The 11,643-nt window shown below is 69.9% G+C and carries 15 protein-coding genes; 7 read left to right on the top strand and 8 right to left on the bottom strand.

The window, feature by feature from the left end; translation table 11 throughout:
* Positions 1-23: 23 nt before the first annotated feature.
* Positions 24-107, bottom strand: a complete 84-nt coding sequence (locus ACI2LY_RS21240) for a putative leader peptide (RefSeq protein WP_343235472.1) — start codon at positions 105-107, stop codon at positions 24-26.
* 122 nt (positions 108-229) lie between these two features.
* Between ACI2LY_RS21240 and ACI2LY_RS21235 the strand changes: the two genes are divergently transcribed.
* Positions 230-652 (top strand): YjbQ family protein, encoded by a 423-nt coding sequence (locus tag ACI2LY_RS21235; protein ID WP_393910888.1) that lies wholly within the window; start codon positions 230-232, stop codon positions 650-652.
* 1,362 nt (positions 653-2,014) lie between these two features.
* Here ACI2LY_RS21235 and ACI2LY_RS21230 read toward each other — a convergent pair.
* Positions 2,015-2,518: an NUDIX hydrolase gene (locus tag ACI2LY_RS21230; RefSeq protein ID WP_404708514.1), complete on the bottom strand. Its 504-nt coding sequence runs from the start codon at positions 2,516-2,518 to the stop codon at positions 2,015-2,017.
* Positions 2,519-2,646: 128 nt separating this feature from the next.
* Between ACI2LY_RS21230 and ACI2LY_RS21225 the strand changes: the two genes are divergently transcribed.
* The 5 genes from ACI2LY_RS21225 (at position 2,647) to ACI2LY_RS21205 (ending at position 5,415) form a co-directional block, all read left to right on the top strand.
* Positions 2,647-3,108, top strand: a complete 462-nt coding sequence (locus ACI2LY_RS21225; protein ID WP_404708513.1) for an SUKH-4 family immunity protein — start codon at positions 2,647-2,649, stop codon at positions 3,106-3,108.
* A 186-nt stretch (positions 3,109-3,294) separates the two neighbouring features.
* Positions 3,295-3,711, top strand: coding sequence for a sortase-dependent protein (locus ACI2LY_RS21220; protein ID WP_404708512.1), 417 nt, complete (start codon positions 3,295-3,297; stop codon positions 3,709-3,711).
* Positions 3,708-4,301 (top strand): class F sortase, encoded by a 594-nt coding sequence (locus ACI2LY_RS21215; RefSeq protein ID WP_404708511.1) that lies wholly within the window; start codon positions 3,708-3,710, stop codon positions 4,299-4,301. Before ACI2LY_RS21220 ends, ACI2LY_RS21215 begins: the two co-directional genes overlap by 4 nt.
* A 147-nt stretch (positions 4,302-4,448) precedes the next feature.
* Positions 4,449-4,940, top strand: coding sequence for an RNA polymerase sigma factor (locus ACI2LY_RS21210; protein ID WP_135786938.1), 492 nt, complete (start codon positions 4,449-4,451; stop codon positions 4,938-4,940).
* The gene (locus ACI2LY_RS21205) at positions 4,924-5,415 is read left to right on the top strand and encodes a hypothetical protein (RefSeq protein WP_404708510.1); all 492 of its coding nucleotides are present in this window, start codon (positions 4,924-4,926) and stop codon (positions 5,413-5,415) included. Before ACI2LY_RS21210 ends, ACI2LY_RS21205 begins: the two co-directional genes overlap by 17 nt.
* Before the next feature lie 42 nt (positions 5,416-5,457).
* Here ACI2LY_RS21205 and ACI2LY_RS21200 read toward each other — a convergent pair whose 3' ends face one another.
* Complete coding sequence (locus ACI2LY_RS21200; RefSeq protein WP_404708509.1) at positions 5,458-5,988, bottom strand: MarR family winged helix-turn-helix transcriptional regulator; 531 nt, start codon at positions 5,986-5,988, stop codon at positions 5,458-5,460.
* A 58-nt stretch (positions 5,989-6,046) separates the two neighbouring features.
* On the opposite strand from ACI2LY_RS21200, the gene ACI2LY_RS21195 reads away from it, so the two are divergent.
* The gene (locus tag ACI2LY_RS21195) at positions 6,047-6,991 is read left to right on the top strand and encodes an amidohydrolase family protein (protein ID WP_404708508.1); all 945 of its coding nucleotides are present in this window, start codon (positions 6,047-6,049) and stop codon (positions 6,989-6,991) included.
* Between the two features lie 15 nt (positions 6,992-7,006).
* Here the strand turns inward: ACI2LY_RS21195 and ACI2LY_RS21190 are convergent, their stop codons facing one another.
* From ACI2LY_RS21190 to ACI2LY_RS21170, 5 genes are all read right to left on the bottom strand, one after another.
* Positions 7,007-7,948, bottom strand: coding sequence for an amidohydrolase family protein (locus ACI2LY_RS21190; RefSeq protein ID WP_404708507.1), 942 nt, complete (start codon positions 7,946-7,948; stop codon positions 7,007-7,009).
* A gap of 88 nt (positions 7,949-8,036) precedes the next feature.
* Positions 8,037-8,630: a YdeI family protein gene (locus tag ACI2LY_RS21185; protein ID WP_404708506.1), complete on the bottom strand. Its 594-nt coding sequence runs from the start codon at positions 8,628-8,630 to the stop codon at positions 8,037-8,039.
* A 27-nt stretch (positions 8,631-8,657) separates the two neighbouring features.
* On the bottom strand, positions 8,658-9,863 hold the full coding sequence (locus ACI2LY_RS21180) for a metallophosphoesterase (protein WP_404708505.1): 1,206 nt from the start codon (positions 9,861-9,863) through the stop codon (positions 8,658-8,660).
* Between the two features lie 170 nt (positions 9,864-10,033).
* Positions 10,034-10,840 carry a M15 family metallopeptidase gene (locus ACI2LY_RS21175; RefSeq protein ID WP_404708504.1) on the bottom strand — a complete coding sequence of 269 codons (807 nt, stop codon included), beginning with the start codon at positions 10,838-10,840 and terminating at the stop codon, positions 10,034-10,036.
* Positions 10,841-10,889: 49 nt separating this feature from the next.
* Entirely contained in the window at positions 10,890-11,630 is a 741-nt protein-coding gene (locus ACI2LY_RS21170; protein WP_404708503.1) for a class I SAM-dependent DNA methyltransferase, read from the bottom strand.
* Positions 11,631-11,643 lie beyond the last annotated feature (13 nt).

Raw genomic sequence — 11,643 nt, 5'->3', positions numbered from 1 at the left:
GGGGGTGGAACGGGGGAAAGGCGTCAGCGGCCGGGGCGACACGCGGCGGAGGCCACCCGAAGCAGGTCGATGTGACCACGCGTGGTGAGCAGGGCTGAACGCGACATGCCGGTGAACGTAGCCAGGCTGACGTTCGCCGGTCAACGGTGTCTCGTCCAGTGGACGGCCCGTATCGCGGAACGGTCGCGCCGAGGGGCGTGAAACGCGGCGGCCGGGTGAGGATGGAGGCATGTCAGATGCCTTCACCACGCGCGTGCTCGACGTCGCCACCGGTTCCCGTGAGCGGGTCGTGGACCTCACTCAAGAGTGCGAGCACTTCCTGGGCGAGGTCGCGGCGGGCCGCGATGGCCTCCTCAACATCTTCGTACCCCATGCGACCTGCGGTGTCGCCGTCATCGAGACCGGCGCGGGCAGCGACGACGACCTGCTCACCGCCCTGCACACCCTGCTCCCGGCCGACGACCGCTGGCAGCACCGCCACGGCAGCCCCGGCCACGGCCGCGACCACGTCCTCCCCGCGATCGTCCCACCCCACGCGACCCTGCCGGTGATCGACGGCAGCCTCGAACTGGGTACCTGGCAGTCGGTCTGCCTGGTGGATACGAACCGGGACAATCCCAACCGTCAGGTGCGACTGAGCTTTCTCGGCTAGGGGTTTGCTTCAGTGGGACTGCAGCGGCGAGGTTGAACATCGACGGCTCGCGCCCAACGGCAAGCGCATCCAGGACCTGTGACCAGCAGTCCACATCGTCCCCGGAGCAGGAGCCGAGCCTATGGGGCCTCAGCCCGCGGGCCAACTCGGCCCTCTCATGTGAGTACTCCTACTCAGGACGCCGCCGGCAACCCCAGAAACAATCACCGCATGCTGCTGCGAAGAACTGCCATCGTGGGAAGCCTCCTCATCGTCTCGTTGACTGCCAGCGGATGCTCCGGAGACGACCTCTTCTCCAACCTGAACGGGACACGCGCGGCCAACGCGGCGCCTCGCCCAGGTGTGGGGGACCAGTCACCTGATGCTGACGCTCCACCGAACTACGGCGACAACGGCGCCGCCCAACGCCCCCGCTCCATGAGTGCCACCGATGAGCGAGACGCCCTCGACAAGGCGAAGGCCCTTCGTCCCGCCCTCGAAGCCCAGCGAAAGAGGGGGCGTGTTGCCCCTCGTGACCTGCGTCCCATACTTGAGAAGCTTGGTGCGGGGCGAGTGACCATTGATGAACCTGCGGCAGCAACCTCTGCGGGAGCCGCTAAAGGCAGTACCTTCGGCGTGTTCGTGGGGCGGACTGCATGCCTCACTGGAGCTGTCACCGAAGAGAGAGTGTACCTGCAGGTCGACGGGCATTTCCCGGAGACGGGATGCCTTGAGCCGCCCGTCGCGCATTGAGCTGCGGTAGCTGTGGTGATGTAGCGCATGGTGGTGCCGTCGCTGATGCGGAACACTCGCATGAGGTGAGCAGTCCGCGAGTTTCGAGGAACTGACCGACGTGCCTGGCCGACATGCCTGCCCTGAGCTGCCTGCCGTGGCCTGCGTTGGTGTTTTCGCTCCACGGCGCTCGACCCGGTAATGGACAGTTCAACCCTCGTTGTCGCTTGGTTCCAGCCAGCACCGGAGGTACCGGCGGGTGAGGACGCCGATCTTGCGCTTCGCGGTACTCGTTGGGAGAAGTTGGCCCAGGACTACGAGTTGTAGCTACGTGCACTGATAACGCCGCCGGGTGGGGCGGTCGTTTCTTTGATCGATGTGCCGCGTCACGCATAGGTTGGCCCGGTGAGGGGTGGAGTGCGGGAACGGTGGAGGGGCCAGCCGCTGCGGATCAGATGGATGCTCGCCGTGTACTTGATCGGCTTCCTTGAAGGGGCTGGTGCCCATTTCCTGGATCTGATCGGCGGTGGGATCCGTGTCTGTGCCTCCTTCGCCCCGGTGCCGCTGCAGGTCTCGCCCGCCTTCAGTTGATCGCCCAGCCGCGCGAGGGTGGCGGTGAGCCAACGGGTAGGTGCGACTGAGCTTTCTCGGCTAGGCCATGTCCGGGGGATCTTGTAGGGCCTTCGCGATCAGGTCGTGGATGAGGTATTCGCCGGGGGTCCGGTTCTCTTTGAGGCGGGGGAGGTCGGCGGGGCCGAACCAGGCGTAGGCGGTGTGCTTGGACCGTTCCAGGGTGGGGTGGTCCAAGTCGCCGTCGACCTCGATGAGGTAGTCGGCCTCGTGCCGCATTCCGGCCCCGTCGTCGCCGGTCCAGTTGGTGATCCCAAGGAGGCGCCGGACGCGGCGCAAACGCCAGTTGGTCTCCTCTTCCACCTCGCGGGCGAGGGCGTCCAGGAGGGATTCGCCGGGCTCGACGTGGCCGCCGACGATGTCCCAGCAGTCCGGGAAGAGCCGCCGGTCAAGGCTGCGCTTCTGGGCGAAGGCGTGGCCGTTCCGATTGAGGATGACGGCCCCCACCGTCCATACCTCGCCGTCGGCGGGCGCCGGGATTCCGACGCCGTCGTCCACGGTCACGCGGTGCCCGTCGTCTGACATGTCCTCACTGTAGGGCCGTATCCGGCCTTCGGCCTGACGCGTTGACCATCGCATGACGGGGCGGGGAGAACTTTCGCAGAGGTTCACCGCCTTGGTGAGGCCATGTTGAGGCGAGCTATGTTCTCGGCATGAACGACGCTGAAGTCGCCTCACTCCTGGCCGGATGTGCTGGCTCCCCCTTTCCGGGTATGTGGCAGGGCTCCCCACTTGCGGAACGCGTGGTCGACGGTGTGCGGTACGCCCTGGTTGCGATCGATCCAGGGCTGAGTGCGCTCGCCCTACGGCGTCATGACGGCTCGCTGTGGTGCCTGCCGGAAGACGGTGTTCCCCAACTGGTGAACTCCAGCGTCGACGTGTTCGTCGCCTTCAACCGTGCTTATGAGAAGGCCGCTGCTGAGGCCGCTGCATACGAGGGGCCCGGCGACGGTCTGGACGACGATGAGACCGTGGACCTGGCCGGGCAGGCCGCCGACGTGCTCATCGAAACGTTGCTGGAACGATTTGGGGCACTTGATGCCGAGGCCGTTGCCGACGAGAACTCTTTCTGGCATATCGCAGCCGAGGAATTGGGCTACGGCATGAGCGTATGACCATGTAGAGCATCAGCGCAGGCTGCTGACGTGAGCGTTGTGCATGGGCGACAGCCATGTGTCACCCCCCCCCGCGACTTTGCCGATCCTTTACAACCCGTACCACCCCTGTCTCGTCTCTTCGCTCGATCCATCACGCAGCCGGTCCGGCCATCCGCCGGGACGGACGACGAAAGAGAGCGATACATGCGCCGAACAGTCCTCAGCGCCACGGCAGCCGCGTGCGTCGCCGTGTTGGCGAGCACGGTGCCCGCGTTCGCCAGTGGGGCGGACTCGTCCGCGACTCCCCGTCCCGCCGCCTCCGCCGCGCCGTCGGCCCGGCCGAGCGCGCCGGTCAGCGCGGAGCCGAGTGAGGCGCCGAGTGAGGCGCCCAGTGCGGTCCCGACCCGGGTGCCGAGCCAGGCGGCCACTCCCGTGCCTTCCGTCGCGCCGCGTGAGGGGGGTGGCCAGGTCGGCGTCGTGCCGAGTGGCGCGCCCAATACCGGCGTGACCACCGGCTCCGGCTCGGACGGCATGCTGATCGGCGGAAGTTCCGCGGGTGTGCTCGCGGTGGGTGGCGCGGCGGTCTTCCTCGTGCGCCGCCGACGGGCGACCGGGGCATGACCCACCTCTCCAGGCGCGTGTTCGTCACCGCGGTGGCGGGCTCGCTGCTCGTGAGCTGCGGCGGTCACGGTGGCGACGGGGGCGCGCACGTGACACCCCCGCCCGCTGCGGATCCGTCCAAGGTCGCGCAGAGCCGCTCGATGCCGGTGCGCCTGCGGATGCCTGGGATCGGCGTCGACACCCCGGTCATGCGGCTCGGGCTGGCGCAGGACGGCACCGTGCAGGTGCCGCCGATCACCGCGCACGATCAGGCGGGCTGGTACCAGGACTCCCCGACGCCGGGTCAGACGGGACCGTCGGTGATCCTCGGTCATGTCACGGTCGGCGCCTACGGGGACGGCGTCTTCCGTCGGCTCGACCGGCTGCGCCGGGGCGGCGAGATCAGCGTGCGCCTGGAGAACGGCACGTCGGCCGAGTTCACGGTCACCTCCGTACGGACGGTCGCGAAGGCCGAGTTTCCTACGGCGGCGGTGTACGGCGACGTCGACCGGCCGGAGTTGCGGCTCATCACCTGCGGCGGCCCCCGTACCGGCGACGGCTATCGCGACAACGTGATCGTCTTCGCCGTGCTGCGCGCCGCACGTCACTGAACGGTCGCCGCCCGCCCCGATCCCGGACCGACGGAACGTACGCCACGGAGCGTGGAGTGTGGAGCGTACGGCCTCGGTCCGGGGTCTTCCCCAAGGGTTGCCCCGCGCACCCGGACGTGAAGAATGCCCCCCACCCCCTGGAGAGTGTTGAAACGGTCCCGTGAGAAGGCGGCAGCCGAGCTGTTCGCCGTTCTCTATCCGCGCCTGGCCGGCTGGTGCCGCCGTCTGGTCGACGACGACGAGACCGCGCACGAGATCGCCTCGGAGGCGTTCACCCGCCTCTGGGCCCGCTGGACGTCAGTGTCGGAGCCCCGGGGCTTCCTCTACGTCACGGCCGCCAACATCGTCCGCGATCACTGGCGCCGCCTGGAGCGCGAACGCCGGGCCGTGCGCCGCGCCACCGTGGAGGCATCCGTCCTCCCGCCCACCGAGCAGAACGATCCGTCGGTCCGCCTGCTCGTCCAGGCGCTCCCCGAACGACTGCGCATACCGACCCTCCTGCACTACTACGCTGACTTGCCGATCCGGGAGGTGGCCGAGCTGACCGGGCGCAAGGAAGGAACCGTCAAGGCCGACCTGCACGCGGCCCGCGAACTGCTCCGCGCCCACTTGAGGAGAAGCCTTGATCACATACAGTGACGACGGTCCGGACTTCGAACCCGACGACCCCCTCGCCGTCATCATGCGGCCCCCCTCCGGACACCTCGCACCGCCGCCCGGCCGGTACGAGGAGATCCGCCGTGGCGCCGCCCGCCGCCGCTTCCTGCGCACCGCCGTCGTAGCCGGTGCGACCTGCGCGGCCGTCGCCCTCCTCGCCGTACCCGTCCTGCGCGGCGCACTCCAGGACCCCGTCTCCCCGACGGTCCCCCTCGCGCCGCCGCCCGCGAGCAGCCCCACGGCCCCGCCGACCCCGGCCGAGTCGGCTCCCGTGAGCCCACGCCCCGACGCCCGCTCCTCGACCAGCACGCCGACCAGACCCGCCCGTCCGACGGCCGTTACCGCCTCGCCCTCAGCCCTCCCCTCGGCAACCCCTACGGAGCGCCGGTCCCCGCCCCCGAACCCGCGTACGGCGGCGCCATCGACGGACCCGACGCCTTCCTCCGCCGCGCGGTGACTCGGCCACCTCGCGCAGAACGCCTCGAGGGCCGGTGGCATGTCACGGTCGTGCGGTGTCCCCCTCGGTGGGCTGAGGAATGGTGTCGCCGATGACGGCGGCCAGGCGCAGGAGCTGCGCGGCGAGTTCGTGGCGTTCCCGGGGGGTGAAGTGCGCGAGTGCCTCGGCCTGGCGCGCGCGGAGGTCGCCCCGCATGGCCGCGAGCCGGTCGGCGCCGTCCTGGGTGAGGCGGACGAGGACCTGGCGCTCGTCGTGGGGGGAGCGCTGCCGGGTGACCACGCCCGCCGTCTCGAGCTGTTTGAGCATGCGGGTGGCGGTCGGGACGCTGACCTCGGCGGTGGTGGCGAGCTTGCCGACCGGCAGTCCGTCGCCCTTGGCGTCGGCGGAGAGCGGTTCCAGCAGGGTGAGCTGTGCCATGGACAGTCCGGCCCCGGAGTGCCCCATGGTGGCCGCCCGGGACCGGCGCATCGCGTAGAACAGCCTGTCAGCGGCCTGCGCCAGCTCCCGCACGCTCGCCTCGTCCCCAGCCGCGCCCTGGGGGTCGCCCTCGTCGTGGTTGCTCGTCTCTTGCATGACTGTTAGCTTACTAAATGAAGTCATTAGCAAGCTAAGCTTTAGGAGGCTTTGAGTCATGGACTTCCCCGCACGCATCGACGTCCACCACCACATCGTCCCGCCGGTCTGGGCCGAGACCCTGGCCGCGCGCGGTCTCACCTCGGGCGGCTGGGCCATCCCGGCCTGGAGCCCCGAGAGCGCGATCGCGATGATGGACCAGCAGGGCATCGCCACCGGCGTCATGTCCGTCACCTCGCCCGGCATCCACCTCGGTGACGACGCCGACGCCCGCGACCTGGCCCGCGCGGTCAACGAGTACGGCGCCGAGGTCGTCAAGGGCAACCCCGACCGCTTCGGCCACTTCGCCAGCATCCCGCTGCCCGACGTGGACGCGGCGGTCGCGGAGGCCGTGTACGCGCTCGACGTCCTCGGGGCCGACGGTGTGGTGCTGATGTCCAACGCTCACGGCAAGTACCTCGGCGACCCGGACTTCGAGCCGCTCTGGGCCGAGCTGGACCGCCGCTCGGCGAACGTCTTCGTCCACCCCGCGCAGCCCCCGATGACGCTGCTGCCCGGCACCCCGGCCCCGCTCGCGGACTACGTCTTCGACACCACCCGCACCGCGCTGAACATGGTGCTGAACGGCGTCATGGACCGGTACCGCGATGTCCGCGTCATCCTGTCCCACGGTGGCGGCTTCCTGCCGTACGCGGCGTACCGTTTCTCCGGCCTGACCTCCACCGTCGTGGACCGGGACCGCGACGCCGACGACATCCTCCGCGACCTCAAGCGGTTCTACTTCGACACCGCCCTGTCCGCGAGCCCCTCCGCCCTGCCTGCCCTGCTCGCCTTCGCCGAGCCCGGTCACGTCCTCTACGGCAGCGACTGGCCCTTCGCCCCGCAGGAGGCGGGCAGTTACTACAACCACTTCCTGGAGACCTACCCGGACTTCACGCCGGGCCAGGCCGAGGCCATCGACCGCGGCAACGCCGAGGCGCTCTTCCCCCGCCTCGCCCGCTGACCCGGCCTGTCGTCGTCAGGTGAGGCGCGTGAAGATCCTCTTGGCGTTGCCGTGGTTGAAGGCGGTCTTCTGTTCGTCCGTGAGGCCGCTGCGTGTGTCCAGGAGCTGGTTGAACGCCCCCGCGACGGGTGCGGGGGCGTAGGGGAAGTCGCTGCCGAAGAGGATGCGTTCGTGGTCGGCGAAGGCTAGGAAGCTGGGGAAGGCGTCCGGACCGGAGGACAGGGCGGTGTCCCAGTAGAAGAGCCTGAACTTCGCCAGCAGCTCCTCGGTGGTGGGTCCGTCGGGTTCGAGGGCCGGTTGCAGCTCGCAGAACCTCATCACGGCGTAGGGGACGAACCCGCCCGCGTGCGACAGGATGATCTTCGCGTCCGGGTACTGGTCCAGCACCCCGGTGAACACCATCTGCACGGCGTTCCGGGTGGTGTCGAACGGATAGTCCACGAGCGGACCGGGCACGTCCGGCAGGAGCGGGATCAGCGGGTGGCCCGGATGGATGAACACCACGGCCGACCGCTGGTTCAGTGCCTCCCAGAGCGGCGCGTACTTCGGGTCGCCCAGGTAGACACCCTCGTAGTTGCTGAGCAGCACCACCCCGTCGGCGCCCAGCTCGTCCAGCGCGTACTCGGCCTCGGCCACGGCGCCCTCGACGTCCGGCAGCGGGACGGTGGCGAAGTTGCCGAACCGGCCCGGGTACCGGGTGACCAGCTCCGCGACGTACTCGTTCACCCCGCGGGCCATGTCCCGGCGTTCCTGCCCCTCCCAGCCGACCACGCTCGGCGCGGTCAGTGACAGGACGCTGGTGGCGATCTGCTGGTCGTCCATGTACGCGAGGTGCGCCTCCGGGCTCCACGCCGGGGTGGCCCAGCCCGACGGATCTCCGCCATGGCTCGGCAGCGCCTCGCCCCAGAACGGGGGCACCACATGGGTGTGCACATCGATACGGTCCGCGTTCGCCATGCGATGTCTCCCTCGCCGCCCCCTCCGACAGGTCCGTTCGGAACGTAGCCCGCTGACATCACGCCCGCCATCCGAGCCCGCCCCGGGTCTACGGGTGCGGCTTCTCGCCCTTCGCCAGCATCGCCACGTACTTCTCGATCCGGCGCGCACGGGTCTCGGGCTTCTTCGCGTCCTGGACCCGGTACAGGATCGCGTAGCGGTTCTGGCGGTCCAGGGTCTCGAAGAACTCCGCCGCGGCCGGGTCGGCGGACAGCGCCGCGGCGAGGTCGTCCGGCACGGTGGCGGTCCTGGCTCCGGCGTAGGCCGCCTCCCAGCGGCCGTCCGCCTTGGCGCGGTCGACCTCCGCCTGCCCCGGCGGACGCATCCGGCCCTGCTCGATCAGGGCGACCGCCTTTTCCCGGTTGACCTTGGACCACCTGCTGCGCGGCTTGCGCGGAGTGAACCGCTGGAGCCACCACTCGTCGTCGAACTTGCCTTTCTGGCCGTCGATCCAGCCGTGGCAGAGGGCCACGTCGAGCGCCTGGGCGTAGTCCAGGGCGATGATTCCGGGGCCCTTCTTGCGCAGCTTGAGCCAGATGCCGGGCGAGGCGGCGTGGTGCTCACCGAGCCATGCCTGGAATGCCTCGGTGGATTCGAACGCGACGATCTCCAACTCCTGAGTCACCCCAGCAGCGAACCACATCCGGCCGACGAGAGGGCCAGGTCCGCCTTAAGACGTGGAGCGGAGTACGAGCAGGGTGATCTCGCTCGGTGCGAAGACGCGGAAGGGCGGGCCCCAGAAGCCGGTGCCGCGGCTGGTGTAGAGGAGGGTGCGGGGGCCGTGGTGGGTGAGGCCGGCCAAGGCTGGCTGGTCGAGGCGGACCAGGTGGTGGAAGGGCCAGATCTGGCCGCCGTGGGTGTGGCCGGAGAGCTGGAGGTCGATGCCGTGGGCCGCCGCGCGGTCGATGAACTTGGGCTGGTGGGCGAGGAGCAGGACGGGGAGGTCGGGCTCGGCGCCGTCCAGGGCTCCGGCGAGGTGAGCGCCGTGGCCCGCCAGGCCGGAGGACTCGGCCGTCACGTCGTCCACCCCGGCGACCACCAGGGTGTCACCGCCGCGTTCCAGCAGCAGATGGCGATTGCGCAGCGGCTCCCAGCCCAGCTCGTCCATCAGGTCGACCCAGCCCTGGGCCTCGCTGTAGTACTCGTGGTTGCCGGTGACGTAGACGCGGGCCCGCGTCGCCTCGACGGTGCCCAGGGGAGCGGCCTGGGCGCGACGGCGTTCGGCGGTGCCGTCCGCGATGTCCCCGGTGTGGCAGACCAGGTCGGCCTCCAGGGTGTTCACCGTCTCGCAGACCCGTGCCGACCAGCGGGCGCGGTCGAGCGGACCGTAGTGGGTGTCGGTGATCAGGACGACGCGGGTGCCGTCCAGCCCGGCTCCCAGGCGCGGCAGTCGCACGTCGAGCCTGCGCACGCGCGGCACGCGTCGCGCCTCGGCGTACCCCCAGGCGAGCAGCACGGCGGTCACGGCGAGGACGGCCCAGGTGACGATGCGCGCCCGGTCCTGGCCGTCACCGGCTCCTGCCACGACCAGGGCGAGCCGCAGCAGGACACCGAGCAGGACGGACCAGGTGAACAGGACCCAGGCGCCGCCCAGCAGCGTGTCACCGACGATCGCGGCCCCGTCCTGCTGGCGCCGACCGTGCCCGCGCGCCATCGCGAACGGCATACTGACCAGGCCGAGGACGAACAGCGCGGTGCCGGTCAGGGTCGCGGGGAGCGGCCAGTGCTGGCCGGTGTACAGGAGGACCCAGCACGGCACCGCCCACAGCAGCACCGGGGCGACCAGCGGGATGTAGCGCATCAGACGCTGCAGTCGGCTCCGTGGTGCTTCTTGCGCGTCACTGGCGGCGGATCGGGTGCTGCTGGTCTCGGTCACGCTTCCCCTTCTGAGGTTCTGTCCGGCGGACAGGGCCGCGAGGCGGTCCTCGTACCGGTCACCCGGCAGTCTTCCGTGGAGCTTCCGTAGAGCCATTGTCCGCCGCCGCGAAAAGGGCTGCCCTCCGGGGCTTCGAACCGTGCGTTCCGGGCGGCCGCAGGGCTCCCGGGTCAGTGCCTGGTCAGCGACTTCCAGGCCACCGGGAAGTCGAAGTACGTGTTCGGGTACGGCTCCGGCTTGTACGTGTAGTGCCACCATTCCTCGGCCAGGTTCACGAAGCCGAGGCTCTCCAGGAGGTTCTTGAGCAGCAGGCGGTTGGCGCGCTGCGGGCCCTGGACGCGGGGGTCCAGGGTGTGGGCGAGGGGGTCGAAGCAGTCGAACCCGGTGCCCATGTCGAGGGAGTTGTCGGGGAAGCGCTCGGACTTGGGGGCGTAACAGGGGACCAGGGGCTGCCCGGGACGGTACGGGCGCGTCGGCCTGGCCGGGAGCCTGACGATCGTCAGGTCCATGGTCGAGCCACGGCTGTGGCCGGACTTCTCCGCGATGTAGCCGTCGGCGAAGAGCCGGGTCTTGTCGACGTTCGGATAGAACTCGGCCTTCATCGCCTCGTCGTCGAGGTCCTCGGCCCAGCGGACGAAGTGGTCGACGGCGCGCTGCGGCCGGTAGCAGTCGTACACCTTCAAGCTGTAACCGTGGCGCAGGAGTTGGCGCTGTGCCTGGTGCAGGGCTTCGGCGGCCGGGCGGGTGAGGACGCAGATCGGCTGCTGGTAGCCGTCGATGCGCTCGCCCACGAAGTTGTGCGGGGTGAAGTAGCGCATCTCCTGGATGATCGTGGGGTCCACCGTCCTGAGGGCCACGAAGTCCTTCGGCGCCCTCGGTTCGGGTGTGGCCCGGGCGGTGGTGGAGGCGGCGGTCACGGTCAGCAGGGCGGCCACGGCGGTGATGACACCGCGGGCGGCACGGGAGAGTCGGGTCATGCCTCCTGCGTCTATCAGGAGTGGCCCATGGTGGGGAAGGGCCCCGAAGTCAGAGTGGCTTGCGCCAGACCGAGATGTGCTGGGCCGAGGCGTCCGTGAAGGGGGTCCCGGTCCAGTCGGCCACCCGCCGCTCCAGGCTCAGTCCGGCGATGCGGGCCATCAGGTCCAGCTCGGCGGGCCAGGCGTAACGGTGCCGGGAGGCCGAGCGCCGGTACCGGCCGTCCTCGCCGTCCCGGGTGAGGTGGTGCGAGACCAGCACCTGGTCCACCAGGTCGAAGGTGTCGAACCCGATGTGCCCCGCCGACACGTCGAACGGCACCGCCGACTGCGTGGGCGGCAGCAGCCGCAGCGGGGGCACACCGAGTTCGATGACGAAGCGTCCGCCGGGCGCCAGATGCCGGGCGGCGTTACGGAAGCACTCCACCTGCTCGTCCTGCGTGAGCAGGTTGGAGATGGTGTTGTAGACGAGGTAGACCAGGCTGAACTCGCCCGGTACGACCGTCGTGGCCATGTCTCCCAGCGTGACCGGGAGCGTCTCCTCGTCCACCTTCCGGCGCAGCACCGCCGCCATGTGCGCGGAGAACTCGATGCCCGCCACCGGCACCCCCCGCTCCCGCAGCGGAACGGCCACCCGGCCGGTACCGACCGCGAACTCCAACGCCCTTCCCGCTCCGGCCAGTTCGGCGAGGCAGTCGAGGGTGGGGCCGAGCACCGCCGCCGAGGACATCTCGGTCTCCTCGGCGTCGTAGCGCTCGGCACTGTCACGGTTCCACAGTTCGCTGCTCGTCACGGGCGGCCACTCT

Origin of the sequence: Streptomyces sp. NPDC002176 (assembly GCF_044903645.1) — a bacterium.
GTDB lineage: Bacteria > Actinomycetota > Actinomycetes > Streptomycetales > Streptomycetaceae > Streptomyces.
Note: the sequence above shows the minus strand (reverse complement) of the source record. Positions and strands in the feature narration are given on the sequence as shown.

Excerpts from the sequence above, each read along its gene's own strand:
- ACI2LY_RS21200 (WP_404708509.1), bottom strand. The coding sequence starts at position 5,988 with ATGCAAGAGACGAGCAACCACGACGAGGGCGACCCCCAGGGCGCGGCT.
- ACI2LY_RS21220 (WP_404708512.1), top strand. The coding sequence starts at position 3,295 with ATGCGCCGAACAGTCCTCAGCGCCACGGCAGCCGCGTGCGTCGCCGTG.
- ACI2LY_RS21235 (WP_393910888.1), top strand. The coding sequence starts at position 230 with ATGTCAGATGCCTTCACCACGCGCGTGCTCGACGTCGCCACCGGTTCC.
- ACI2LY_RS21185 (WP_404708506.1), bottom strand. The coding sequence starts at position 8,630 with ATGTGGTTCGCTGCTGGGGTGACTCAGGAGTTGGAGATCGTCGCGTTC.
- ACI2LY_RS21225 (WP_404708513.1), top strand. The coding sequence starts at position 2,647 with ATGAACGACGCTGAAGTCGCCTCACTCCTGGCCGGATGTGCTGGCTCC.
- ACI2LY_RS21190 (WP_404708507.1), bottom strand. The coding sequence starts at position 7,948 with ATGGCGAACGCGGACCGTATCGATGTGCACACCCATGTGGTGCCCCCG.
- ACI2LY_RS21240 (WP_343235472.1), bottom strand. The coding sequence starts at position 107 with ATGTCGCGTTCAGCCCTGCTCACCACGCGTGGTCACATCGACCTGCTT.
- ACI2LY_RS21215 (WP_404708511.1), top strand. The coding sequence starts at position 3,708 with ATGACCCACCTCTCCAGGCGCGTGTTCGTCACCGCGGTGGCGGGCTCG.
- ACI2LY_RS21175 (WP_404708504.1), bottom strand. The coding sequence starts at position 10,840 with ATGACCCGACTCTCCCGTGCCGCCCGCGGTGTCATCACCGCCGTGGCC.
- ACI2LY_RS21195 (WP_404708508.1), top strand. The coding sequence starts at position 6,047 with ATGGACTTCCCCGCACGCATCGACGTCCACCACCACATCGTCCCGCCG.
- ACI2LY_RS21230 (WP_404708514.1), bottom strand. The coding sequence starts at position 2,518 with ATGTCAGACGACGGGCACCGCGTGACCGTGGACGACGGCGTCGGAATC.